The following is a 26,123-nucleotide window of genomic DNA, read 5'->3' on the forward strand; positions in this document are numbered from 1 at the left end:
AAAAGAAAGAAAATGAAAAATAGATTATTCATAATATCGAAGCTATGTATGCTGGCTTTCATGATTCTGTTGGCACAGGGATGCCAGGAAGATTATGAGATGATAGACCCGCCTATGATGACGGATTACGATGACGATCTGGACGAAGAAGTGATTATGCAGAAAGGATTGGAGAGTTACTTTGTGACTCAATTCGGTGAAGGTGAGATGGATGGCAGTTCTTGGGAACAGGCACTGGATGCGGCTGGCTTCCGTAAGTTGTTGAGCGGTTCAATCGATCTCTCCAAGAGTACGATTTATATGAGTCAGGGAAAATATATAATGTCCGAAGAGAGTGGGCTTGGTGTAATCGTCCGCAAGGATGTCAAAGCGATTAAGGGCGGGTATAGCCAGTTTAGTGAAGGAACGGATGTTTCGGCACGTGATATAGATGCGTATGTGACAGTCATCAGTGGTGATGTGAACGGAAATAAGCAGGCGGATGCCGGTGATTGTGGTTTGTTGCTTGTCAAGAAAGGGCATATAGCTATTGAAGGGGTTACTTTTCAATATGGGTATGTGTCTGAAGCGGATGCGAGTACTACCGAATGTGGTAGTGGCATTTACGTGAGCGGCGGTGCCGGCGATACTTCTATTGAGTTGACCGATTGCGTGATTAGAGATTGTAAGTCGGGAGTAACGACTTCTGCCAAGCAGGGTGGCCCGGCTGTTTTTGTATTGTCGGGACAGGTACGATTGAATAAGGTAAGCTTGTTGGACAATACGGCTGCAGGTCGTGGAGGAGCTGTTCGTTGTAGTAGCAAGACGGCAGTGGTATTTATGAATGGCTGTCTGCTGAAAGGTAATTCTCATAACGGTTCGTGGGGAAATGGTATTCAGATGTCGGAAGGACATATTTGTATAAACAATACCACGCTGATAGAGAATATGGGGACGGGTGCCGCTTTGAACGGAGGAGGTAGTATATTGCTGACTAATAACACAATCATTGGAAATGCGAATGACAGTCATGGGGCTGTGCGCTGTGAGACGGGAGTTGGCGGTGATACGAAGTTTATTAATAATCTGTTGATTTCTGAAAATCCTTCGGCTCCGAGTTTTAATCTGAATGGTAGTAATTTTGAGGCTTTCTCGAAAGGATATAATGTGTATCAGCGTGTGACGGGGATAACGATGAGTGCGTCCGATACGGCTTATCCTAATCAGGTGAACGGTGCGCTGAATGAGGAGGGAGTGTATGTGTGGGATCTTAATCAGATTGGTTCGGTAAAAGGATATGCTACCAGGCAGGCGGTGATAGAAGTTGCGAAAAGCTTTAACCCGGTGGCTTCGCCTATTACTAATTTGGGAGAAGTGTTTGTGGAATGGATCGGTGAAGATGCTTTCGGAATAGACCAGCGGGGAGTGACTCGTAATGCCAATAAGATGCAGGCCGGTGCTTATGATGCTGTTCTGGCCAATTAAACTCTAAAACGACTGTAACATGAAGAAGATATTTTATATAATAGCTTTGGGCGTCGGACTAGCCGGATGCTCAAATAATGAGGATGAATTACTGTCAACGGGTAGTTTCCCCGAAGACCATGTAATCCGTATCATTACAGAAGTAAATGAACCTTTGTCGCGTGCAGGGTATGACGCAACGAATCTGGAACGTTTCGGATTGATGATCCGGAATAGCGAGAATGCTGCTTATAACTATCATAAGCAAATGGTTGGTTCCGGAAGTGCCTGGAGTACGTCCGACGGTCAGCAGATGCTTTGGGATGCGGAAAGAACGCCGGTGACGATGATAGCGTATGCGCCTTATATGAGTGAAGCCGCTCCAGATGCCTCTTTGGCAGTCAATGCTCTTACCAATCAGGCTACTGAGGAGAATGTGAAGTCCTCCGATTTTTTGTTGATGAAAGCAACAGTCGATCCGGAGCAGGATTTAACTGCGGATGGAAAGCTGAAAATCTCTTTGAGTCATGCCATGAGCAAGCTGATTATAAAAATCACAGTCAATGGAACGACAGATGCTGCGATGAATAAGTTAGGGGATATGTCTATCAATGGGGCTGTTGTTAATGGCATTTGTGATTTGTCGGCAACGGTTCCGATGGTTGTTCCTGCGCCAGATGCCGTGGTGGCTACTGTGGCTCCCTATAAAGGGACGGAATCTTGCGAATGTATTCTGCCTCCACAAAAAATAGCAGAGGGCTTCTCTGTGAACTTCAGCTATGACGGGAAACTGTATATCTGGACTGCAAAGGAAGCCATTGAATTGGAAAAAGGAGTGGAACATACTTTGACTCTGAATGTAAACACAACTGTCCGATTGGCTAGTAAGATGGCCAGAAATTGGGCAACCGGACAACTTATCGACCGGAACTAAAGAAGGAGGAGATATAAACTATGAAGATTACAAAACTGATATTGGCTGCCTATTTGTTGATGGGTATGGCGGCTTGTGATACAGATAAGGATATAGCTGTGTACAGTGAAGATTCCGGTGCTATTCAGATTGAAGCTGTAATTAATACCGTCTTTACACGTAGTAATCCCGATGCAACGGGAGATCTGCAGAAACAATTTAATGAGGGTGATGAAATTCAGTTAAGTTGTGAGGATGGATATCTGAATTATGTACTTTCGGAAGGAAAATGGGTGCCGACCGATAATTATTATTTAAGATGGGGGGAGGAACCGGTAACTTATTCGGCTTTTTATCCGGTAGTGAACGGAGCCAGTACGGCTAATTTTACGCTTCCCACAAACCAGCAACGTTTGGAAAACCTGGCTATGGCTGATTATATGACGTGTACCGTAGAGAATGCAACGGACGATGGTTCCCGTATTCTCCGTCTGGGTATGAACCGGAAAATGGCAAAAGTGATTATGACGCTTGCAGATGTAGGCGGACAAGCTAAGGTTCAGGGAGTAAAGATTGGTTCCTATCAGGGATATACAAACGGGGAAGTGGTATCGGGTACTTCTTTAATATCCCCTTTCATTACAGTTCCCGAAGGTGGTAAGGCAGGACAGGATGGTTGTATGTATACTGCCATTGTGGCTCCCGGAAAAGCCGGGACAACTGCTACCTTTGTCTCCTTAAACTATTTGGGCGAAGATATGGTGTTGCCCGGTATACCGGAACTGAAACCCGGAAAGTGTTATGAATTCACATTAAAAGTGGAAGGCTCGATCATAACTATCAGTGAACCGATTGTTTCTCCGTGGGATAGCGGTACTTTGCCGGGCGGAGATGCGGAAGAACTGCAACTGGCGGCTTACTATGTGAAAGAGCAACCTGCCGGAAATGCAACCGGTATGGATTGGGATAATGCAATGGGAGTAGATGCGTTACGCAACTTGTTGCAAACGAATAGTAACAGTGAAATTTCCAATGCTAATGCAGCCAAACTGGATGGTAAAAAGATTTATGTAGCTGCGGGCTCTTATGAGATTGCGAAAGAAAACTCCGGAGTGAAGATAGAATATAGCGGTTATAGTAAGCAAGTGGAAATAACGATTGAAGGCGGATATAATCCTTTAAGTACGGGAACGGATTTAACGAAACGTGACGTTGCTAAATATACGACTGCTTTCGTCAGAAATACGGGTAGTAATGCATCTGCTACAAATGACGGAATGTTTTGCCTTGGAAATCAAATAAATATAACTTTCAAAGATTGTGTTTTTGATGGACAATATAAGCAAGGTGATAAAGGAAATGTGAATGGATTCTATGTAGCGGCAGGTCAATCGGGCAATGCTATTCTGCAACTGAAAAATTGTGTCGTGAAAAACTTTAATCGTGAAAGTGCTTCAGATGCTGGTCCAGCTATTAAAATAGCCAAAGGAAATGTTTTCTTGGAGCATGTAGAACTTGTGAATAATAGAGGTGCTAATCGAGGAGGAGCCATTTTGGTAGGTAATAATAATGCTCCTTCATTATTCATGAATAATTGTTTGTTGCATGAGAATTATGCACCAGCAGCTTGGGGAACCGCTATACATGCCGGAAACGGGTATGTTTGTATGAATAATACGACTGTACTTGGTACGACAGGCACAAGTAATAATAGTGTTACTGTCAATGGAGATGCTTACTTTATGCTTGCTAATACTACGATTGTCGGCAATTCAGGAAATCCGAATGGTGTTTTCCGTGCAGGGAAAAATGCTTCTCTTGTGGTCAACTCTTTATTTGCCAAAGGAGCCGGAAATAGAACTATTTATGTAGGTAATATCACTTCCGGTGGATACAATGTATATCAGGCGGCAGATGCCGGTTGGGGAGCAGTTGCTACGGATACGGATTATTCATCTCAAACTCTTCCTATTGCTACTTTAACGGATGGCGTTTATCAATGGACTGTGACCAGTGTTATTGATGAATTTGCAACCAGGCAGGCTGTGATAAATGCAGTGAAATCCTTTGATGCAACTGTGGGGCAGCAATTTGTAGACTGGGTTGGTGAAGCCGGCTTTGGAGTGGACCAGCGTGGAGCAACCCGTAATGTCAACAAGATGCAGGCTGGTGCTTATGATGCAGGATTGTAACTGTGACCAAAATATAGTAGATATTGAATTAAGTAAGAAGATTAAATAACAAATGAAAGATATGAAGAAAAGCAAGTTTATAGTGCTTTTGTTGCTGTTCTGTTTGCAGTCAGGTTTCCTGGCTGCACAACGGGCGGAGCTCATTCGCAAAGATGTATTGAATCCGCACTTGGATAAGGTTTTAGTGGTGGCGCATCGCGGAAATTGGAGTATTGCTCCCGAAAACTCTTTGGCGGCTATCGATAGTGCTATTCAGATGAAGGTGGATATTGTAGAGATAGATATCCGTAAGACGAAAGACGGCGAGCTGGTTCTCATGCATGACGATACGGTAGATCGCACTACCAATGGTACAGGAAAAGTAAAAGATAAAACGTTGGCTGAAATAAAGCAACTCCGATTGAAGGATAAGGATGGCCAGTTAACGGAACATACTGTTCCTACTTTGGAAGAAGCATTGTTGGCAGCCAAAGGTAAGATTATGGTTAATCTGGATAAGGCCTACAGCATTTTTGATGATGTATATATTATATTGAAGAAAACCGATACTGCTGATTTAGTTATAATGAAAGGTGCTCAACCGGTGGAGACGGTGAAGCGGGAGTTCGGTTCTTATCTGGATAAGGTGATTTATATGCCTGTCGTAACGATTGATGAGGAAAAATCAATGAAGGTTGTTGAAGATTATATGGAACAGTTGCATCCGGTTGCGTTTGAGCTTTGTTACAGAAATGCTTCTAGTCCGGTACCTGCCAAAATGGAGCGCAGGCTGGCAGGGAAAAGTCTGATCTGGTATAATACTTTGTGGGCTTCTCTGGCAGGCGGGCATGATGATGAGGCTGCAAAGAAAGACCCGGATGCTAGTTATGGGTATCTGATAAACAAGTTGGGAGCACGAATCCTTCAAACAGACAGTCCGGCTTTTATGCTCAATTATTTGAGAAGTAAAGGGTGGCATGACTAATCACTAAGACTACATTTATGAATGATATAAAATTTTCTTTATGGACAGTAGGGTGGCTGTACATCCTATTCTTTGCAGGCGGTTGTAAATCAACGAATGATTCGATAGCTCCGGTTTCTTTAACTTGGGAAATGGGAAACTGCGATGAGAATGGCAAATATTATGAAAATTCATTTCTGCTGAAGAATATATCAGATACTCCTGTAGGGAAAGAATGGGAGATTTATTATTCGCAGTTTCCCCGTACTATCCGCCAAGATGCTTCGTCACCGGTTAGAGTGGAGCAGGTGAATGCAACCCTTTTTAAAATGTATCCGGGAGAGGGCTTTATCTCATTAGCTCCGGGAGATTCATTGAAAGTGATTTTCCAGTGTGATGGGGAAGTGCCAAAGAATTCGCATGCGCCCGAAGGAAGCTACTGGGTGAGCCAGTCGGGAGCATCGAAAGGTAAGCCACTTCCTGTAACATTGAATAACATACCATTACCTATGACGGAATGGCAAAGAACGATTGCCCGGAAAACGTACGAAACAAACCTTCGTTTGAACAATGCTATTACTCCGGAGTTTCGCTTGACGGATATAATACCTTCCATAAAAAAGGTGATTACTACCGGAGGTAATATCTTGTTAGAAAAACAACTAGCTTTGACTTTCCATGAGGATTTTGCCAATGAGGGAAAACTGCTAAAAGAGAAACTTTCCGGATGGTATGGTTTGGAAGTAGTGCCGGAAGCTCCGGTAACCATTACTCTGGATTACCTTTCTGACAAGAAGAAAGCAGTTAATGAGGAATATTATGAATTGAGTATCGACGGTCAGCAGATCAGGATTAGCGCTACTACTCCGCATGGTATTTTTAACGGAACGCAGACCCTGTTGGGGTTGCTGAAAGGACAGGAGAGTCCGTTTCGGTTGGAAGCAATGTCTATAAAGGATTATCCGGATTTATTATATCGGGGACAGATGTTGGATATTGCCCGGAATTATACAACGGTGGATCACTTGAAGAAACTGATTGATATTCTATCTTCTTACAAACTGAATGTGCTTCAGTTCCATTTCTCGGATGATGAAGGTTGGCGGCTGGAAATTCCGGGGTTGGAAGAACTGACTGCCATCGGATCACGACGGGGACATACTACCGATGAAAAAGATTGGTTGTATCCGGCTTATGATGGTGGATATGATCCGTGTGCCGCTACATCGGGAAATGGTTATTATACCCGGGAGGAATTCATTGATTTATTGCGATATGCAACCGAAAGACATGTGCAGGTCATTCCGGAAATAGAATCTCCCGGCCATGCGCGTGCGGCAATTGTAGCAATGAATGCGCGTTATCGGAAATACATCGATACAGACCCGGAGAAAGCGAAGGAATATCTTTTGAGTGACTTGCAGGATACTTCCCGATATGTTTCCGCACAGGCCTATACGGATAATGTTATGAATGTAGCCTTACCTTCCATTTTCCGTTTTATGGAGAAGGTGATTCAGGAAATTGTGAGCATGTATAAGGAAGCGGATGCGCCACTGACTACCATTCATTTAGGCGGTGATGAGGTGGCTAAAGGGGCATGGATGGGATCACCCTTATGCAGAACGCTCATGGAAGAACAGGGAATGGAAAAGGCACATGATTTGGCCGAATATTTCATTACCCGGGTGGTTGATTGTTTGCAACAGCATAATTTATCCTTTAATGGCTGGCAAGAAGTAGCTTTAGGGCATAAGAAAGATACTCATACTTATTTGGCTCAACACGCATCCGGTATCAATTCATGGAAGACTGTTCCCGAATGGAAAGAGGATGAAATTCCTTATCAGATAGCCAACAACGGTTATCCGGTTATTCTCTGCAATGTGAATAATTTCTATCTGGATTTGGCTTATGATGCTCATCCCGATGAACCGGGACATTTCTGGGGCGGATATGTGGATGAATCCAAAGCCTTTTCCATGCTTCCATTCGATGTCTATCGTTCTTCCCGTACGGATATGGCGGGAAATCCGGTTGAGATCAGTTCCGCAGGAAAAGGAAAAACGGCTTTGACCGCATCCGGCAGGAAACAGATAAAAGGCGTACAAGCCCAACTGTTTGCCGAAACAATTCGAGGATTTCAATGGGTAGAATATTATATGTTCCCTAAAGTGATGGGACTGGTAGAGCGTGGTTGGAATGCACATCCGGACTGGGAAACTCTTTCCGGAGCAGCAGAGCAACAGGCTTTTGACCGGGATCTGGCACTATTTTATGAGAAAATCAGTGTAAAGGAAATGCCTTATTGGAGCCGGATGGGGGTAAACTTCCGTTTACCGCATCCCGGACTCTTCGTGAGAGATGGACTTCTGTATGCGAATACTCCTATCGAAGGAGCACAGATATGTTATACGACGGATGGAACTGAACCGACGATTGATTCGACACTATGGGAGACTCCTGTAACGTGCCAGTCTGCTGTTGTAAAAGCAAAACTGTTTTATAGGGATAAGCAAAGTGTGACCAGCTGTTATTTACAGTAATTAGTGGAATAGTATAGCAGCCTTAGATACACAAGTTTTTTGTTTGTGTATCTAAGGCTGCTATGGATTTTATTCAGAAAGGCTTGGCTCATCAAGAAAGAGAAGTTCGAAATAAAAGAATGAAATGAACAATGTGAATGGATAACTGAGTGTTGGTCGGCTTATGATTGGTGATATAAATATAATAAATATTAATAAACTCATCCGCAACTAGGAAATATCCCCCATTTGAGAGTCTATATAAATAAAAGAATGAACTTATTTCTTATATCATAAATGAACATGAAATTCAAAGCAATGTTACTTGGCCTGTCTGTGATGGCTGCACTGCCTGCTTTTGCGCAGAAGCCGGTGTACTTGGACACAGGTAAGCCTATCGAAGAGCGAGTGAAAGATGCATTGAACCGGATGACCCTTGAAGAAAAGGTGAAGATGATTCATGCACAGTCTAAATTTAGTTCGGCAGGCGTTCCCCGCCTCGGAATTCCCGAAGTATGGGCTACTGATGGTCCTCACGGTATCCGTCCGGAAGTCTTATGGGATGAATGGGATCAGGCAGGATGGACAAACGATTCCTGTATTGCTTATCCGGCACTGACGTGCCTTGCTGCTACATGGAATCCCGAAATGTCTCATCTTTACGGGAAAAGTATCGGTGAAGAGGCGCGTTATCGCAAAAAAGACATTCTGTTGGGCCCCGGTGTGAATATCTACCGTACACCCTTGAACGGACGTAACTTCGAATATATGGGAGAAGATCCGTACCTCTCTGCCACAATGGTGGTTCCTTACATCAAAGGTGTGCAAGAGAATGGAGTGGCTGCTTGCGTGAAGCATTATGCATTGAACAATCAGGAATTCAACCGTCATACCACCGATGTACAGTTAAGTGATCGTGCCCTTTATGAGATATACCTGCCTGCTTTTAAAGCAGCTGTTCAGGAAGGTGGCACATGGTCGATTATGGGCTCCTATAATCTCTATCAGGGAGAGCACGCCTGTCACAACAAGCGTCTGCTTAAAGATATTCTTCGCGATGAATGGGGCTTTGACGGTGTTGTAGTGTCCGACTGGGGAGGTGTGCACAATACCGAGCAGGCGATTCACAATGGCATGGACCTCGAGTTTGGTTCATGGACGAACGGACTGTCTGCCGGAACGAGAAATGCCTATGATAATTATTTCCTTGCTTTCCCTTACCTGAAATTGATAAAAGAGGGTAAAGTAGGGACAAAGGAACTGGACGAAAAGGTTAGTAATGTCCTTCGTCTGATTTTCCGTACTTCAATGGACCCGCACAAACCATTTGGCTCTTTAGGCTCTCCTGAGCACGGGCAAGCCGGACGCAAGATTGGTGAAGAAGGTATTGTATTGTTGCAAAATAATGGTAACGTACTGCCTATCGATTTGAATAAAGCTAAGAAAATAGCCGTTATCGGTGAAAATGCCATTAAGATGATGACTGTGGGCGGTGGTAGTTCTTCTTTGAAAGTGAAATATGAGATTTCTCCGTTGGATGGACTGAAAAGTCGTGTGGGCTCACAAGCGGAAGTGGTATATGCCCGTGGGTATGTAGGCGATCCGACAGGAGAGTATAACGGTGTGAAAACCGGCCAGGACTTGAAAGACAACCGTTCGGAAGATGAGCTGCTTGCAGAGGCTTTGCAAGTGGCTAAAGATGCTGATTATGTTATCTTCTTCGGTGGCTTGAACAAGAGTAATCATCAGGATTGTGAAGATTCGGACCGTGCTTCTTTAGGTTTACCATACGCACAAGATAGAGTGATAAGTGAACTGGCAAAGGTGAATAAAAACCTGATTGTGGTCAATATCTCCGGCAATGCTGTGGCCATGCCTTGGGTAAATGAAGTGCCGGCCATTGTACAAGGCTGGTTCCTGGGTTCGGAAGCCGGAACAGCTCTCGCTTCCGTGTTGGTAGGAGACGCCAATCCTTCGGGAAAACTTCCTTTCACCTTCCCGGCAAAACTGGAAGATGTAGGGGCGCATAAATTGGGCGAATATCCGGGTAATAAGGAAGAACTGGCACAGTCTAAACATAGAGGAGATACGATTAATGAAATCTATCGGGAGGATATTTTTGTAGGTTATCGCTGGGCGGATAAAGAAAAGATCAAACCGTTGTTCCCGTTCGGACACGGATTGAGCTACACTACTTTCGCTTATGGAAAACCCTCGGCTGACAAGAAAACAATGACAGCAGATGATACCATCTCTTTCACAGTTAATGTGAAGAATACAGGCACTCGTGAAGGTCAGGAAGTTGTTCAGCTTTATATCAGTGATAAGAAATCCTCTCTTCCTCGTCCGATCAAAGAGTTGAAAGGTTTCCGGAAAGTGAAACTGGCTCCGGGCGAAGAGAAAGCGGTAACGCTGACGATTGATAAGAAAGCATTGAGCTTCTTCGATGATGCTAAACACGAATGGGTGGCCGAATCGGGCAAGTTTGAGGCAATGATCGGTAGTTCATCCAGGGATATTAAAGGTACTGTACCATTTGAGTTGAAATAGGTAGATGTTTGGTTAGAGATTTTTTTAAGGAGATGACAGAGAGTCTGGGTACTCGGAAAACGCTAAGTGATTGCAACAAATCGACTTAGCGTTTTTTTATTGCCTCATTTTCCCTACGCTTGCAAAAAAATAGTAAGAAAGCATACGAGCTTGCTAAAAAGGAAGCGGAACGCAATACTGTTATAACTCCTGCTTTCTTGCAGAAGTTAAACGCTACTTTGATGCGGACAACAGGGGGAAGGCATAATACAATAGGCGGCTCTTTCGATTCTTCCAGAGGTGAGTTCCGTTTGTGTGACGTTACGGCTGGTGTAGGTGGGCGTTCTTATATGGGTTATCAAAAAGTACCTGTTAAAGTAGAAGAACTTTGTTTCTTGTTGCAGGAACGGCAAAAGAATGTGGAAACGTTCCGTGAACAATACGAATTAAGTTTTAATGCTCACCTCAATTTTGTGACTATTCATCCTTGGGTGGATGGTAACAGGAGAGCAGCTCGTTTATTGATGAACTATATTCAATTCTGCTATCATCTTTTCCCCGCTAAGATTTTTAAGGAGGATAGGGCAGATTATATCCTTTCTTTACAACAGGCGCAAGATGATGAAACCAACCAGCCTTTTTGGGATTTCATGGCAGTGCAGTTGAAAAAAACACTGTCTTTGGAAATACAAAAATATAAAGCTTCTCACAATAAAGGATTTAGTTTTATGTTTTAATCTTGTAGGGCTTCTTTTGATAAGACTTCCACCCATTGTATATTGTGTTGTTTTTCATTAACGAAATCACCGTTACAGTAACGACTGTTGCATTTATTAATATCGAACTTATGTAATTCTCTAATAGTTTTAAATAAAGTTTCACCAGTTTCACCGTTAGCTGAATAGTTATAGACCAGATATTTATGGTGAAAGGAAACGCAAAATATAGAAATATTCATCCTTCACACTCTTCACCGTTCTTTTTATATGCTATAAGCTAAAGTAAATATGCTATAAGCAAAAACGAATATGCTATAAGCTAAAATTAATAAGCTCATAGCAAACGCTCCATCAAGTATTAACACTTGAGTTATAGGCCATTAATACTTTGTATCTAGGCTATTAATACTTGAGTTGTTGGACATATATACCCAAGACGCAGGATATATATATCCAACATGCTGGCTATATATGCCCAATACATTGGCTATATATACCCAACAAATTGGATGTATAGACACTTAATCTATACGATATAAGCATTTCCACGATGCTATATTGCTATTTATTTCTCTGCATTTTATCTTTGTGAAGGAGGTGAAGGATGGTTCTTTATTTTTTTATGTACCTCTTTCACCATAAACATTTGATTTAGAACTATTCAGCTAAAGGTGAAACCGGTGAACCTTCCATATGAATCTTATAGTAACAAGTAGGCTTTAGGAAGTTCTGCCTTAAGCTTATTGCTGTAAACTTCAATTTATACTGATTTTCTTTTCTCTTTTCTGATTTTATATTCTATCTTTGTAGTGCATTCCATTTTAAACCACGGCGGAGAACCTGCCGTATCAGTGTGGCGGGCTTTTTTATGCCCGTCCCATTAATCCTATATGGCGGTTTCGCACCCCCATGTAGGATGTTAGTGCACCTACTGCTGTCGTGGATAGTGGAATGCAATGGGACAGGCGGAACCGCTTCTTTTATTCCTTAAAACTACCTTTCTGTATCGCCCCATTGAACTTAATTTATTCACCATTTAATTAAAATTCTTATGGAAGAAGTTTTAAGCAACCAGCAGGCTCGTCCGGGGGACACGACGCAACTCATGCACGCTATCTTTTCATCCGATGATGAAATGATATCTTTTTATCTGACCCTCAATTGTTTTATGAATCCTGAAAGCTATCTAGTGGAACGAACAGATCGAAAGAGATTGCATTATAGTGCAAAAAAGTTTTCAACCTCCTTGCCTGTACGTTTCTTGTATTCCTCTTTCATCGACTTTTCCAATTGGACAAGACATTCCTTTTTCTTCTCCTTTGCAGTCTGAAATTTGGTGAGGACTTCTTCTCTTGTTTTCTTTGCTTTCATCATATACTTTCTTTGCTTTCTGCAAAAAAATAACAATTTCTCACTGATAATCAATTACATTCGAGCATTTATTTATTAGTTGTAGAGAATTTGACATTTAATGCATGTACCTATTTCCGTAGAACATATACATTCCTTGTATCAGAAAGTTGATGTATAGATAATGATAGATTGAAGCGGTAAACATCTTTCTCCGTCTTTTGGAGCGCGATGCTACATACTCTTTTTACATTCTAATAGAAAAGTGAGGTTATCGTTTACCTAATGTCAACAGACTTTCCGGTCCCATATTGAACAACAAGTCTATGATACTCAAATTAGGTAGAAAACTCAGTTTGGATTCGAAAACCTGATAGTAAGGTTGTGGAACAAACTCTGTATCTACTTCCCGGAAATCCTTTTTGGGATGGATGACTTCCCGAAAATCGGATTCTCCGGGAGCAAACTCCATCTTATATTCACTAGTACGCTCCATAGTGGGGTGAATATCTATCAATTCACAGACCATCCGGCATAGTTCTTCGTTGAAATCGATTAAAAACTCGTATTTCTTTTCGTAGAAGGGACGGAAGTCGTCCTTGTAATATTCAAAGAAAGGAGTACTGTTGTAGGCCGATTCGATGGCGTTCCAGTGCAGATGTCTCCAGTTGCCGTGGTCGGAAATGCGGATATCCTTCATTGGACACTTCAATGTGTCGGGTTTTACGGTTGGGATGGAAAGAGCTAATTCGCCGGATGGTCCGGCAATGGTACACCGGTTACGGTAGGTTTGTTTGATGTAGTGGTCATGTTGTTCTACAAACACTTTGTCATAAGTCAGAAGTTTGGTATAATATTCGACGGGAGCGAGATAAGCTGAAGATAAATAGGCTATTTTCATTTCTTTCATTTTAATTCGTTTAGGGAACTCTATAGTTGAGGATATTATTAAGGAGTTGTTTCTTTTATGAATCGGAAATCAGAAGATTATTCCACTGTTCTGAAAAAACGGTTCCATCGGTATCCGTCAAACAGTCCCGTGTCTTTTTCTTTGGAGAACCAGATGACGGAGGCTTTTCCGATGACATGGTCTTGCGGGACAAATCCGAAAAGACGCGAGTCGGAGAAGTTGACGGTATTGTTAGACCCCATCCAATAATAATCTTTTGTGAAATAACAGTGTTTCGTGGGCTTTCCGTCCACGTAGAGGGTATCGTTTTTTATCTCTGCCTGTTTGCCTTCGTGCATCACGAGCGTATTTCGTAGCAGGGTTATGTTCCAGGGATAGACACGTATAAATTGCCCCTTTCCGGGAACAATCAGCGGATTCGGATCAGTGTTTTCCTTGTTCGACAGAGGTTGAACGAAGCACTCTTTTCCATTCATCGCCTGTTCCAGCAGATAGTATTCATAACGGCTGAAACTGCGCACGTGGGTACTGTCATTGCTTCCCATCAATCCGTCGTTGGCGATGGAAAGAGTATGCATCAGTGAGGTTATCAGATTTTCTTTTGAGGCGGGGTACGAATAAAGTCTTTTCTTATCCGGGTTGAACTGTGCCTCGGGTGAAATAACGGAGAAAAGGGAATCAACAAATAAGGTGTCACCCGGCATTCCGAGGCAACGGCTGATATAGATTTCCCGGCGGTCGATGATAGGTTCCCGGATTCCGGCCGGATTATTGAACACTACGATATCTTGTCGCCGTACAGGACTTTCGCACCAACGATGATAGGAAAAGAGCGACATGAAAGGAATTCGCAACCCGTAACTCCATTTATTCACTAAGATACGTTCACCTTGGAAAATGGAGTTTTCCATACCGGTGGAAGGGATAAGGCAGGACGTAAAAGCAAATCCCCGGAGCAGAAGCACTACGACTACTGCTCCGGCAAATGCTAGTATCCATTTGAATTTACGAATGTTCATCAATATTTATCACCTTATCACTCTATTCTATCCGTACACTTATCAGTCTACCCACTTGAAGAGGCGGTTCCAGCGAATCTTACCGTCAAACCATCCACGGTCTTTGTCAAGCGACAGCCATACGACAATCGGTTTGCCCACTACGTGATCTTCGGGTACAAAACCCCAATAACGGGAGTCGGCGGAGTTGTGACGGTTGTCACCCATCATCCAGTAATAATCCATTTTGAAGGTATATTCATTGGTCTTTTCACCGTTGATGTAGATACCGTCCGGTTTCACTTCCAACTTGTTGCCTTCGTAGGCTACGATGCAACGCTCATAGATAGGCAGGTTGTCTTCTGTGAGGGTAATGGTAGCTCCTTTGGTAGGAATCCAGATCGGGCCGTAATTGTTGCGGTTCCATTTAGTATAAAGGTTCAGCGGATACATCTGTCCGGCGTATTCTTCCGGTTCCATTACTATTTTGCTGATTAGCTTTTTATTGCCAAGGAGAGTGTCATACATCTTTTTAGTCAATGGAAGATGATATACCGGATTCAGTTTGCCTTGTGCATTCCGGTTGTCCAGTCCCATATCCAATAATCCGCCTTCCCAGCCAGAGTCTTCTATCAGCATGGTGTCATCCTTGCTGATGCCTAATTCGCGCAGCATATCTTCCGGAATGTACGGGCCGGTAGTCTGTACGAAGTAGTTGAATTGCAGGTTCTCGGGGTTCTCAATCGCCTTACCGTCAATCATCACCTGTCCGTCTACAATTTGCAATGTATCACCGGGCAAGCCGACACAACGTTTCACATAATTCTCGCGACGGTCTACCGGACGCCACAGTACTTCACCGTAAGTACGCGGATTGTTTAGAATCTGTTTACGTCCCGCGTCATAGTAGAGGTCATAGATTGCACGTTGCTGTGAGCGTGTCAGGCTATCCATTTCAATCTGTTTGGAGTAGATGCGTTGTCCTTCACCGTAAGCCAGCGTATAGAAGTCCGTTGTCTGTTGGTAGTTCACTGCTACCGTGTCTCCTGCCGGGAAGTTGAAGACAACAATGTCATTTAGCTTCACTTTGCCGAAGCCCGGTACCCGTTTGTATTTCCATTGTGGCCACTCGATATACGATTTAGTATTGAAGACAGGCAGCGTATGTTGTGCCAACGGCATAGAAAGGGGAGTGTTCGGTACGCGGGGACCGTAGCTCATCTTGCTTACATACAGGAAATCGCCTACCAGTAATGATTTTTCCAGCGAAGAGGAAGGGATCTGGTAATTCTGAAAGATGTAGATATTGACGAAGTAGACAGCAACCAACGCAAATACGATGGCATCCACCCAACTCATCACACTGCGGACAGCCGGATTCTTCGACTTCTTCCAAAAAGACCAAGGTATTTTCTTTGTGATATAAATATCGAAAATGAAAGGAACAATAATCAATCCCCACCAACTCCGTACCCAGAGAAGGAAAGCGAGGTAAAGTAGAATAGCAATGGCACATTTGATCCATTGTGCGCGTGTGGCTTGTCTCATAATGTTATATTTGTTTAGAACTAGCTTCTGAAATCTTAGTCGTTCAAGAATGGGAATAAATCACTCATGCCCAAAAAACCTTCGTGTGTGGCAGTATATTCGGCTGCCAGTACGGCTCCCAATACAAATCCGCCACGGCTTTTAGCATCATGTGTGATAGTTATGCTGTCTACATCAGATTCATAGCGAATGGTATGAAGGCCGAACACTTCTCCTTCGCGGATAGAGGCGATAGGAAGTTCATTAGGCGCGCAATCGTTGGTTCCGCTAATGGTTCCGTCCGGTGCAAGGAAAGTTCCTTCCACCCATTTGTCCTTACGGTCCATCTTTTCCAGAATACCTTCTGCCAGTGTGATGGCTGTTCCGCTAGGAGCATCCAGTTTATGAATATGATGTGTCTCGCTCATGGTGACATCATAAGTGGGGAACTGGTTCATAATTTTAGCCAGATACTTGTTGACAGCAGAGAAAATGCTGACTCCCAGACTGAAGTTGGACGACCAGAACAGTGTTTTGCCTCCTTCAGTACAGAGCTTTTTGATTTCTTCGCCATGCTCGGCCATCCATCCGGTGCTGCCGGATACCAGTTTCACACCGGCTTTGAAAGTTTTTATATAATTGCTGTAAGCTACCATCGGATTGGTAAACTCAATGGCCACATCGGCCGATTTGAACGCTTCGGATTCGAAGTCATCCTGATTATTGATGTCAATGATGCAGACGATTTCATGTCCGCGACTACGGGCAACCTTTTCTATCTCTTTGCCCATCTTTCCGTAACCGATCAGTGCTATTTTCATTGTTTTCTGACTTATATTCAAAATAATAGTCGCAAAGATAAGATTTTTATTACATTTGCAGCGCACATTAACGTCTTGTTAACATGGAACATCTTCTCCACTACGTGTGGAAACATAAATTATTTCCTCTGAAAGTACTGCAAACCACCAACGGCTTACCGGTAGAAGTGATTGATTCCGGTCTGCAAAACCCGAATGCCGGTCCCGACTTTTTTAACGCGAAACTAAAGATTGATGACACCTTATGGGTAGGGAATATAGAAATACATACACATTCTTCTGATTGGTTTCGCCACGGGCATAATTGCGACAAAGCCTACGATTCTGTAATTCTCCATGTGGTGAGCGAGGTGGATACGGAAATAACCCGTACCAACGGTGAACAGATACCACAACTATTGCTGACTTGTCCGGAAAATGTACAATCCCATTATCATGAACTTTGCGTAGCCGATCATTATTCGGCTTGCTATCCCATCCTTGCCTCTCTTCCCAAACTCACTATCCATTCCTGGCTGACCGCTTTGCAAACAGAGCGTTTGGAACAGAAAGCACAGTTAATCATGCATCGTCTCGAACTTTGCAACAGTAATTGGGAAGATGCTTTCTTTATCACCCTTGCCCGTAATTTCGGTTTTGGATTGAACGGAGATGCTTTTGAAACGTGGGCGGAATTGTTGCCATTTCGTGCGATGGATAAGCACCGGAATAATTTGTTTCAGATAGAAGCTTTCTTCTATGGTTTGGCAGGGTTGTTGGAAGACACATTTCTGAAAAAGGAACAGGAGGACGAGTATAGTATTCGTCTTTGTAAAGAGTATCGTTATCTGCAGCGAAAATTTGAAATCGGGCAGGGGATGGATGCTACTTTATGGCGTTTTCTCCGGCTTCGTCCGGAAAACTTTCCGCATATTCGCTTGGCGCAGTTGGCTTATCTCTATCAGAAAGGAGATAAGCTGTTTTCACGTTTACTGGAAGCGGATACTCTGACGGATGTGAGAGCTTTACTGGATACACGTACGTCTTCCTATTGGGAAAATCATTATTTATTCGGGCGACTGTCTCCACAAAAGGAAAAGACGATGGGAGAGCGTTCCAAAGATTTGATTATCATTAATACGGTGGTTCCTTTTCTTTATACCTATGGTTTGCACAAGACGGATGAACGAATGTGTGAACGTGCCTCACGTTTTTTGGAAGAATTGAAGGCGGAGAGCAATCATATTATCCGTTCGTGGAGCGATGCCGGACTTCCGGTAGTCAGTGCGGCGGATAGTCAGGCACTGATACAGTTACAAAAAGAGTATTGCGATAAGCGGAAATGTCTGTACTGCCGCTTCGGTTATGAGTATTTAAAGCATACAAAGATTTAGTTCTTAAAATAACCAAGATGCCAAACTTGTCATTATCTTTGCGTCGTCAATTAAACTCTTAATTTATATAGTGTTATGAGAGCTAAAAAGTTTGTATGCTGCTTGCTGGCTATGATGCTGCTCGCAGGCGTTTCGTTTATCTCCTGCGGTAATAGTTCTAAGGCAAAAGCCGATAATGAACTGACTACACAAGACGGTGAAGATTTCAAATCCTTTCTGGATAAATTTACTTCCAGTGCAGCCTTCCAGTATACTCGTATCAAGTTCCCATTAAAGACTCCGATCACTTTGTTGGCAGATGACGGAGAAACCGAGAAAACATTCCCTTTCACTCGGGAAAAGTGGCCGTTGCTGGATAGCGAAACAATGAAGGAAGAACGTATCACCCAGGAAGAGGGAGGTATTTATGTTTCCAAGTTTACGTTGAATGAACCGAAGCATAAAATCTTTGAAGCAGGCTATGAAGAATCCGAGGTTGATTTGCGTGTCGAGTTCGAATTGCAGTCGGACGGGAAATGGTATGTGGTAGACTGCTATACAGGTTGGTATGGATATGACTTGCCGATTGGAGAGTTAAAGCAGACTATTCAGAATGTGAAAGAAGAAAATGCCGCATTCAAAGAAATACATCCTTAGAAAGGAGAAATAAGTATTAAGTATCAAGTATTAAGTATTAGCCAGTCATTTGATGTTAATACTTAATACTTGATACTTAATACATGATATTGATTAGGGTTCTCCGACATAATATCCCAGTTCGGATTCTTTTCCATCCACCATCTCTCTGACAATACCGTTCTTGGTGTTGAAATCCTGATAGAGTTCCTCATAATCACGTGTATAGTCTGCATCGGGGACTACGTTAACATCAAATTTAAGTTCGGCTCTTCCGTCGGGGAGCATATTGCCGAAAATCCGGATGCGGTGAACCACCTCGCCTACATTCTTAATGCTGTTGTAGGTTGCCTTGAATTGTCTGATTCCGTCTTCGGGAATGATGATATGCGAACTTTTATCCAGAATGATACAGCCACAGGAAGGTTGCATTTCTGAAATGATTAACGGAGCATCTCCTGTATTGGTGATAGTAAACATGATATCGAGCTGCTGACCTTGCTTGATGGGGTAATAGTGCCTGACCGAATCCTTTATCGTCATGCTTGTGGGACGTACTTCCTTCCTACACCCTGTAAAGCAGAGCGGAAGTGCCGTCAGTAGGAAAATATAGAATATGGATTTATTCATTGTTGCCATTTATTTTTATTATATCACTTTTTCAGCATCTAAGGGATGAATGCAATTTCATCGATACCTATTTGCGCTTCCGGTTTCTTTAAACAACTGATTTTGATGCTTAGTTGTTCTGCTCCGTTCAGGTCTGCCGGAACGGTGGCTTTTATCATTTCCCCTTTTTCCGGAGCGTCTTCCGGTTTCAGGTCTATTGTTTTATAGGCTATTCCGTCTTTCAACAGTTGAATTTGTTGTGGAGCATAGATGCGATGCCGGGGAAGATTCAGAAAGCTGATATAGAATGTTCCTGATGTGTTGATACCTTTCACCGGCAGGTTGATGGTACATTCTTCTCCCGGAATGATTATCCAACCGCAATGATAGTCTCCGGGTAAACCGTGAGTGCCATCAGTCAGTTTCTTGGAATCAATTTTATTCAGTTTAGGAGTTGCTGAAGGATTGAGTCCTAAAAACAAGTTTTTCTTGATGTCGGAAGAAAGTAGGTATTGTTCCCATTCCTTTATATAATAGTCGATCTCATAGGCTGACTCATTATAATATTCCATTCCGGTAAATGCTTTGTGTTCTTTGAGCTGGGTGATCCATTTTCGGGCTTGGGGAACCGGCTGGATCTCCTTTCCATTCCGTTTGGCATATCCGTAAGCATCAAAGCCGTGGTCACGTCCTAATTCCAGGCGTGTGAAAGACAAAGCAGTCTGAAGTTCGTGCAGCTTTTTACGCTCTTTCCCTTTTGCTTCGGAAACAAAATCTCCCATTTCATCATAGAATTTGATGAATTGATCCGGATAGAGGAATGCTTTTTCTGATTCTCTGATACCGGCATAAAGTCCGAGCCGTTTTCCGGATTGGGCGTTGTTCTCCAATTCAGTGTAGTAATCGTATAGCCATTTTTTTGATACTGGATATTCCTGATTAAAGTAACTTCTGATTAAGTCATCGACCGGGAGTTCCGGGTTGATAAGGAGGGAGGATAGTACAAAAGTCCTCATTTCATCGAAAGAGGAATAGCTATATCCACTTCCGTTGAAGAATATACCGCTGGCTCCATGTTGTTTGAAGAATTGGAGTCTTTGTTGGGCTATCTTTAATATGGGAAAAGGAGTGAGGTAGTCGTCGAAGTTGTTGATATAGTCCCATATATAGATGTTATTCGTCACTTTCTTCCAGTTGTCGAGTTGGTCGGCAAATTTCTTGTCTTGCTCATCCTTGCCGTCTGTCCGGCGAAGTGGGTAGTCGATGGCGCTGACGATTACTCCGGTGTTGGCGGGGAGTTGTTTGTCGGTGACCTGTTGTGTGGTCAGATAAGAAGTCGTAAAGAAAAAATGCTTGGGAAAACGTTGTGAAAGGCGGATAATAAGTTCCGTAACGGCCGGAGTGGCATTCTTCTCCATGTTTCCCAGTGCGGTGCAGGTGGCACATGTGCAGGCATACGGAGCATCATCCGGGGCTATTACAAAACGGGAATTTCCCTTTTCACCGAAGTTATTTACAATATAACTTTCTATCTGGCGGTACATGTCCTCGGAAGAGAAACACAGTTGTGAGTCATCTGTCTTTCCATGAATGGTGGCGTATACTTTTTCCGCTTCTTTTCCCAATACTTTCCGCAGGTTGTGTCCCCATATTCCCCAGCTGTCGTCGAAGTTGTTTAGTCCGATCACCCCTGTATGATCGGGATTCAGACCGTGTGGGGAATAAATGCTTTGGTAGTCAAATGCAAAGGTTCCACAAGTATCATTGAGATTGATAAGGGCGGGAGGAAGATCGGAGCCGTCTATACGCGGGTCTTCTTTGCTGATTTTCTTGATTAGCTGGTATTGCAGCCAGAGCATTTGTTTGTCGTCACTTGCTGTCAACCTTATATCAGCACCTTTGCAGGCTACTTTGAACCCTCTTTGTAAGGTGGGGTCTATCTGTATAATGATACGCCATGCATCCATCTCAGAAACACCAAAAGCTACTATTTCATCGTCATTTGCACGCTTTTTGAGATGCTCGTACAGGTATTTCGCCCACCGGGTGTCTCTGTCGGTCGGGGCTTCGCCAATAGTGACGAGATATCCTTCTTTCGATGGGAACATCTCCGTGCGTGCCTGCATACGGCAGCCGGATAAAAGGCAGCAAATACAGATCATTCCTGCCAATATGGGGCAAAGCGTGTCAGAATGAAATATAGACTTGTGCATAGATGTTATATAAGTTTTTATAGCGTGTCGATATGGATTCTATCTGGTTGGACGGACTTGTCCCTCGCACCGTATTGGTTTGGTTATAATAGGTGTTCCAGGTCCCCATCAAACCTATGGTTATGTTGGGACTTACCATATACTGGCCTCCCAGTCCCACCATGGTATTGGTGTGTGAGAAAGAGCCGGGCAGCGCATAGTCCAGTACGGCCGTTTCCGGTGCCGATCCGATGCTTGCCATGGCGTTGATATTTGTCTTTGTATCGCTCGCCGGGAAGTACTTGGCGCCAATCTGCGCATTGTAATAGAAGTTGGAGTTGAAGAAGTGCATATCGATTTTCGTGTTGAGACGAACTACTTCAATGGTCTTGGCTAATTCTCCGCCTACAGTGAGTAGGTTAGTTTTTGATTCATTCCAACCCGTAAACAGATAACCATTGTCTCCGGTGCCACCTGCAAAGAATTCATCGTTCCATTCATAACGCTTTGTATAGGCGGCTACCCGTCTATAACCCACATGCGCACCTATTTCCCAATCATTCTTGAGATAATGTCGTAAAGCGACATCAGCCGTTATATCCGGGAAATATTTGGTCGCCAAGGCTGTATTGGCCGTGAGGCTCCACTTCGGTGAGAAGTGATGCGTCCACTCACCTTGTACCTGAATGCCGACCCCTCCCGGTGTCTGCTCTTCCGCTTCCATGCTGTCGCTTGCCGAGCCACTTCGCCCTGCATAGTTGAGGCGTCCCGTATAGCTGTTCTTCTGGCCTTTTCGGGTATATTCGACCGTTGCAACAGAGGTAATGATATCTTCTTCTCCATAGCGTGCACGAAGATAGGTCAAGGCAATCTCATTCTTGAGCATCATGCTTCTAAGACCCGATAAATGTCGTTGGAAAGAGCGATATTCCATGATGGATGGCTCGTAGAACTTCTGGTAATAATAGGCAGAATCCGCTTGACGGTTGGCTTCATATACCACTCCCTTGGCGTACTTTAATGATTTGTTCTGACTGTCATAAAGCAAAGCAGTATCAAGAACTGCGAGAGCCTTTTCCGGTTCTTTGGCCTTTGTCAGTTGCAGGGCACGGTATTCACTGCTCTGTGAGAATGCGCCTATAATCTCTTTGTTGCTCGGGTATTTGTTGAGTATCGGCTTCAGGAATTCCAAAGAAGCTTCGTATCTCTTGTCACGTTCAAGCACAGTAGCTCTTTTTGCCTGATAGAACGGTTCTTCAGGATAATAATTGATCCCTTGTGCTGTGTATTTCTCGAATTCATCGTATTTCCCGAGTAAACCGGCCGAATTGATGGCATACCGTAATCCGAGATCGCTCGATGGATTCAGGCTAATTAGCTTAACAGATTCCTCGTATGCTTTCTTCGTAGCTCCGGCTTCCATACATTTCTTGATGTAGGGCACTGCCAGTTCCTCGTATCCGATGACATAAAAAATGCGCATATCCTCATCACTCTGTTCGATGGCAGATAGATACAGTTGCAAAGCCTCTTCGGTTTTATCCATTTTATCGAGAATAAATGCCCTTTTCAACGTGCCGTTTTCGTAATCAGGGAAGTGAAGAGTGATGGTGTCCAATGTTGCAAGTGCTTCATTGTAACGTTTCATATTGATATAGCAACTCAAGGCTTTTTCCCATGCGGCACCGTTCATATCATTGTCTATATGTTTTTGAGAAACGAACAATACGTGCGGCAATGCTTCTGCGTACAGACCGAGTTCCATCAGCTTTTCTGCTTTTTTCATGTGCTGTGCGCTCATGGCAAGCGTAATATCATAATCATCAGGATACATCTCATACATCTTTTTCAGCGTTGAATAGGCAAGATCATCCTCATTCATCTGGCGATAAAGCATATATTCTTTATAAAGAATTCCTTTATCATTGTTGCCATATTGTTTTTTAGCTTCTCTGATATAGAAGAGAGCATCGTCGGTATATCCTCGGGTGACGGAAGTGTTCAGCAGGTAGTCCAATGCTTCCTTGTTCTTATTGCCTCCTTCATAGGCCATGCCATATAATACATAAGGATCCCGTTGCTTTTCTGCACGGGCAGCCTCCATTAACAGGTCGTTATACATGCGCCGTATGGCAGGGCTGTTGTTCCTTCGCATTTGCTCGCGTATAAACACCAGTGCTTCCGGATAACGTGCCAATTCGCTGAGAATGCTTGCCCTTTTGACGATAAGCGCACCGCTTCCCGGTATGGCAGCCAAACCGTTGGATGACCAGCCTAGAGCGGCTTCCCGGTTTCCTTCCTGCAAATGCAGGTTAATGATGTCCAGATAATATTCTTCGTTTTGGGGAGATACTTTGATGAGCTCCGTCAGCTTTTCGATGGCCTCTTTCCGGTTACCACCTTTTTTCATTTGCTGGTAGCCTACCTCCATGCTGTAGATATAATCCTTCCTTAGAATTGTATCGTTCGGGTAAATTTGATTGATACGTTTCAACAGACGGTCTGCTTCCACATCGTTGTTCTGCTTGCGGTACAGTTCAATCTTTCTTCGCCATAAACCTCTCCAATACGGATTCACTTCCAGCAACTCATTAACGTAGCAAATGGCACTGGAATAATTCTCGGTGATGTCTTCTACATCTACCAGCAGATGTTTGGCATTGACGTTGTTGTAGTTGTCGTCTATCGCTTTGACAAGATGATAACGCGATTGGTCGTAGTTCTTTTCGTGGAACCAGTATTTTCCCATGAGCCATTCAAGGTCAGAAACATTCGGGTATTTCTGAAGGCCCTCCTCCAATAGCTCTTTCCCTGCTTCCCATTCCTCGTTCGCAAAATGCTCTTGTACAATTTGGGCATATTGCTCCGGTGTCTGGAATCCGTTGTCGGTCCCGGAGGAAGAGGTTATCAGTAAAAACAGACAACCTAATATGGTGATTTTATGGAGAAACTCTCTGCTCATTCTATCTTGTCTTTAATCTTTCTTGTTTAAATCGTGGCCGGTTCAGGCTTCATTGTCTTTATATCAGTATCGTCTGCACTTTCTTCTTTCTGCTTGAATCCCTTACGTTCCATGTTCTTCCACTTGAAGTCTCTATTGGTCAGATAACTAAGGTATCCTCTCAATGAGCAGAAAGTGATGATGGGATGATAGAAGATAGGTTCCAATATGGACGCAATGATAATCCATAGGTATTCATATCCTCTTTTATATAGCATCCCGACATAGTAGTCGTAGGTAATAACGACGATGGAAAGGAACTGGCAGAACGTATATATCGTCAGGTAAATCATCCATGCCGTGTTCCAGTTGACCGCTCCTGTAAAGGCCAGATAGATAAATACTATCAAACCGACGAACTCGATGATTGGCGCCAGAAACTCAAAAACGAACATATAAGGGAGAGTTAACATTCCCATTTGCTTATATGTCTTTTTGAAAATCATCTTGCGATGGATATTAAGTGTCTGGAACAATCCCCGTGCCCAACGGGTACGTTGGCGGTAGAGCATTGCCAGGTTGGGAGGCCCTTCCGTCCAGCAGCAAGTATCAGGAATCTGTATGATCTTATAAGGACGGGAGAAGTCGCACATATATCCTACCATACGGGTGATGAGGTCCATGTCTTCAGCAAAAGAGGGAGCATCGTATCCTCCGGCTGCAATCGCTACCGAACGGTCGAAAAGACCGAATCCACCGGAGACATTCGGCATTCCATTGATTGCGGACCACCCCATCTTACCAATCAGATAGGAGCGCATATACTCCAGATTCTGGAAAAGTGGAATCGGTGTACGGGGAGTTCTAACGTCTATGATTTGTCCGTCTTTCACGACGCATCCGTTAGCCATCAACATCGTTCCGCTGACTGCAATTACTTGTTTTTCTGAAGATATAATGGGCGAGATGCAGCGATAAAGAGCATATTTTTCCAGAATGCAGTCCACATCCGTGCAGATGAAATACGGATAAGAAGCAACGTTGATTCCTGCATTGGATGCATCCGCTTTGGTTCCTCCATTTTCTTTGTCTACAACAATAAGTCGGCTGTATTTCGGGTTGGAGGATTTGAGGAGTCTTCGGAACGGTCTGGTTTTGATTCGCTCGATATAAGCATAGGGCACTTCTACCAGTTCATAATATTCGGTCATCTTTTCCAATGTGCTGTCCGTACTTCCATCATTTACAATAACCACCTCGAAAAGCGGATATTCCAATGCAAGCATGGAGTTCACATTATCAATGATTGTCTTTTCTTCATTGAAGGCAGGAGCAATTACCGAAATACCCGGTGTATAGGGGGATTCCTTGATTGTTTTCCGCATATAGCTTTCCACATAGTAATCCTTTCTCCGTTTCAGAGAAATGAAAGAGAGGAAGGCGAATGTGACGAAGAATATCGCCAGCATGCTCGTATAAAAGAATACGAAATAATTGAAGAATGTAAATATTATATCTCTCAT

General features: G+C 43.4%; 17 protein-coding genes and 1 pseudogene. 9 read left to right on the forward strand and 9 right to left on the reverse strand.

The features are described 5' to 3' along the window. The first annotated feature begins 12 nt into the window (after nt 1–12). From NXV01_RS05350 to NXV01_RS05380, 7 genes and pseudogenes are all read left to right on the forward strand, one after another. Nucleotides 13–1,464, forward strand: coding sequence for a right-handed parallel beta-helix repeat-containing protein (locus NXV01_RS05350; protein ID WP_259021858.1), 1,452 nt, complete (start codon nt 13–15; stop codon nt 1,462–1,464). A gap of 19 nt (nt 1,465–1,483) precedes the next feature. Beyond that, nucleotides 1,484–2,377 carry a fimbrillin family protein gene (locus tag NXV01_RS05355; protein WP_195649819.1) on the forward strand — a complete coding sequence of 298 codons (894 nt, stop codon included), beginning with the start codon at nt 1,484–1,486 and terminating at the stop codon, nt 2,375–2,377. A gap of 20 nt (nt 2,378–2,397) precedes the next feature. Further along, nucleotides 2,398–4,548, forward strand: a complete 2,151-nt coding sequence (locus NXV01_RS05360; protein ID WP_259021859.1) for a fimbrillin family protein — start codon at nt 2,398–2,400, stop codon at nt 4,546–4,548. A gap of 61 nt (nt 4,549–4,609) precedes the next feature. Next, nucleotides 4,610–5,512, forward strand: a complete 903-nt coding sequence (locus NXV01_RS05365) for a glycerophosphodiester phosphodiesterase family protein (protein ID WP_167511791.1) — start codon at nt 4,610–4,612, stop codon at nt 5,510–5,512. 17 nt (nt 5,513–5,529) lie between these two features. Beyond that, nucleotides 5,530–8,037 carry a family 20 glycosylhydrolase gene (locus NXV01_RS05370; RefSeq protein WP_259021860.1) on the forward strand — a complete coding sequence of 836 codons (2,508 nt, stop codon included), beginning with the start codon at nt 5,530–5,532 and terminating at the stop codon, nt 8,035–8,037. 276 nt (nt 8,038–8,313) lie between these two features. Further along, on the forward strand, nt 8,314–10,566 hold the full coding sequence (locus NXV01_RS05375) for a glycoside hydrolase family 3 C-terminal domain-containing protein (RefSeq protein ID WP_259021861.1): 2,253 nt from the start codon (nt 8,314–8,316) through the stop codon (nt 10,564–10,566). Nucleotides 10,567–10,697: 131 nt separating this feature from the next. Further along, nucleotides 10,698–11,282: pseudogene (locus tag NXV01_RS05380) on the forward strand (Fic family protein); the annotation flags it as partial. A 1,200-nt stretch (nt 11,283–12,482) separates the two neighbouring features. Here the strand turns inward: NXV01_RS05380 and NXV01_RS05385 are convergent. From NXV01_RS05385 to dapB, 5 genes are all read right to left on the reverse strand, one after another. Beyond that, on the reverse strand, nt 12,483–12,635 hold the full coding sequence (locus tag NXV01_RS05385) for a hypothetical protein (protein ID WP_165861893.1): 153 nt from the start codon (nt 12,633–12,635) through the stop codon (nt 12,483–12,485). A 250-nt stretch (nt 12,636–12,885) separates the two neighbouring features. After that, nucleotides 12,886–13,524 (reverse strand): WbqC family protein, encoded by a 639-nt coding sequence (locus NXV01_RS05390; protein WP_148365460.1) that lies wholly within the window; start codon nt 13,522–13,524, stop codon nt 12,886–12,888. A 77-nt stretch (nt 13,525–13,601) separates the two neighbouring features. Beyond that, nucleotides 13,602–14,543, reverse strand: a complete 942-nt coding sequence (gene lepB / locus NXV01_RS05395) for a signal peptidase I (protein WP_259021863.1) — start codon at nt 14,541–14,543, stop codon at nt 13,602–13,604. A gap of 42 nt (nt 14,544–14,585) precedes the next feature. Further along, complete coding sequence (gene lepB, locus NXV01_RS05400) at nt 14,586–16,070, reverse strand: signal peptidase I (RefSeq protein ID WP_259021864.1); 1,485 nt, start codon at nt 16,068–16,070, stop codon at nt 14,586–14,588. A 35-nt stretch (nt 16,071–16,105) separates the two neighbouring features. After that, nucleotides 16,106–16,870 (reverse strand): 4-hydroxy-tetrahydrodipicolinate reductase, encoded by a 765-nt coding sequence (dapB, locus tag NXV01_RS05405; RefSeq protein ID WP_217721723.1) that lies wholly within the window; start codon nt 16,868–16,870, stop codon nt 16,106–16,108. Between the two features lie 83 nt (nt 16,871–16,953). Between dapB and NXV01_RS05410 the strand changes: the two genes are divergently transcribed. Next, nucleotides 16,954–18,243 carry a DUF2851 family protein gene (locus tag NXV01_RS05410; protein ID WP_258978974.1) on the forward strand — a complete coding sequence of 430 codons (1,290 nt, stop codon included), beginning with the start codon at nt 16,954–16,956 and terminating at the stop codon, nt 18,241–18,243. 75 nt (nt 18,244–18,318) lie between these two features. Then, nucleotides 18,319–18,879 (forward strand): DUF4348 domain-containing protein, encoded by a 561-nt coding sequence (locus NXV01_RS05415; protein ID WP_167511794.1) that lies wholly within the window; start codon nt 18,319–18,321, stop codon nt 18,877–18,879. A gap of 93 nt (nt 18,880–18,972) precedes the next feature. Here the strand turns inward: NXV01_RS05415 and NXV01_RS05420 are convergent, their stop codons facing one another. The 4 genes from NXV01_RS05420 to NXV01_RS05435 are packed head-to-tail and all read right to left on the reverse strand — an operon-like array spanning nt 18,973 to nt 26,123. Then, a complete protein-coding gene (locus tag NXV01_RS05420) occupies nt 18,973–19,488 on the reverse strand; it encodes a DUF1573 domain-containing protein (RefSeq protein WP_195649809.1) in 516 nt (171 codons plus the stop codon). A gap of 38 nt (nt 19,489–19,526) precedes the next feature. Next, complete coding sequence (locus tag NXV01_RS05425) at nt 19,527–21,680, reverse strand: DUF4838 domain-containing protein (protein WP_258978976.1); 2,154 nt, start codon at nt 21,678–21,680, stop codon at nt 19,527–19,529. Then, nucleotides 21,655–24,621, reverse strand: coding sequence for a hypothetical protein (locus NXV01_RS05430; protein ID WP_259011297.1), 2,967 nt, complete (start codon nt 24,619–24,621; stop codon nt 21,655–21,657). Before NXV01_RS05430 ends, NXV01_RS05425 begins: the two co-directional genes overlap by 26 nt. Nucleotides 24,622–24,647: 26 nt before the next feature. After that, nucleotides 24,648–26,123 (reverse strand): glycosyltransferase family 2 protein, encoded by a 1,476-nt coding sequence (locus tag NXV01_RS05435; protein ID WP_148365468.1) that lies wholly within the window; start codon nt 26,121–26,123, stop codon nt 24,648–24,650.

It is taken from the genome of Bacteroides sp. BFG-606 (assembly GCF_024788145.1).
In the GTDB taxonomy this organism is placed as follows: Bacteria; Bacteroidota; Bacteroidia; order Bacteroidales; family Bacteroidaceae; genus Bacteroides; species Bacteroides vicugnae.

What these genes read in the sequence shown, in the direction of transcription:
- NXV01_RS05350 (WP_259021858.1), top strand. Translation starts at nt 13, where the DNA reads ATGAAAAATAGATTATTCATAATATCGAAGCTATGTATGCTGGCTTTC.
- NXV01_RS05355 (WP_195649819.1), top strand. Translation starts at nt 1,484, where the DNA reads ATGAAGAAGATATTTTATATAATAGCTTTGGGCGTCGGACTAGCCGGA.
- NXV01_RS05360 (WP_259021859.1), top strand. Translation starts at nt 2,398, where the DNA reads ATGAAGATTACAAAACTGATATTGGCTGCCTATTTGTTGATGGGTATG.
- NXV01_RS05365 (WP_167511791.1), top strand. Translation starts at nt 4,610, where the DNA reads ATGAAGAAAAGCAAGTTTATAGTGCTTTTGTTGCTGTTCTGTTTGCAG.
- NXV01_RS05370 (WP_259021860.1), top strand. Translation starts at nt 5,530, where the DNA reads ATGAATGATATAAAATTTTCTTTATGGACAGTAGGGTGGCTGTACATC.
- NXV01_RS05375 (WP_259021861.1), top strand. Translation starts at nt 8,314, where the DNA reads ATGAACATGAAATTCAAAGCAATGTTACTTGGCCTGTCTGTGATGGCT.
- NXV01_RS05385 (WP_165861893.1), bottom strand. Translation starts at nt 12,635, where the DNA reads ATGAAAGCAAAGAAAACAAGAGAAGAAGTCCTCACCAAATTTCAGACT.
- NXV01_RS05390 (WP_148365460.1), bottom strand. Translation starts at nt 13,524, where the DNA reads ATGAAAGAAATGAAAATAGCCTATTTATCTTCAGCTTATCTCGCTCCC.
- lepB (WP_259021863.1), bottom strand. Translation starts at nt 14,543, where the DNA reads ATGAACATTCGTAAATTCAAATGGATACTAGCATTTGCCGGAGCAGTA.
- lepB (WP_259021864.1), bottom strand. Translation starts at nt 16,070, where the DNA reads ATGAGACAAGCCACACGCGCACAATGGATCAAATGTGCCATTGCTATT.
- dapB (WP_217721723.1), bottom strand. Translation starts at nt 16,870, where the DNA reads ATGAAAATAGCACTGATCGGTTACGGAAAGATGGGCAAAGAGATAGAA.
- NXV01_RS05410 (WP_258978974.1), top strand. Translation starts at nt 16,954, where the DNA reads ATGGAACATCTTCTCCACTACGTGTGGAAACATAAATTATTTCCTCTG.
- NXV01_RS05415 (WP_167511794.1), top strand. Translation starts at nt 18,319, where the DNA reads ATGAGAGCTAAAAAGTTTGTATGCTGCTTGCTGGCTATGATGCTGCTC.
- NXV01_RS05420 (WP_195649809.1), bottom strand. Translation starts at nt 19,488, where the DNA reads ATGAATAAATCCATATTCTATATTTTCCTACTGACGGCACTTCCGCTC.
- NXV01_RS05425 (WP_258978976.1), bottom strand. Translation starts at nt 21,680, where the DNA reads ATGCACAAGTCTATATTTCATTCTGACACGCTTTGCCCCATATTGGCA.
- NXV01_RS05430 (WP_259011297.1), bottom strand. Translation starts at nt 24,621, where the DNA reads ATGAGCAGAGAGTTTCTCCATAAAATCACCATATTAGGTTGTCTGTTT.
- NXV01_RS05435 (WP_148365468.1), bottom strand. Translation starts at nt 26,123, where the DNA reads ATGAGAGATATAATATTTACATTCTTCAATTATTTCGTATTCTTTTAT.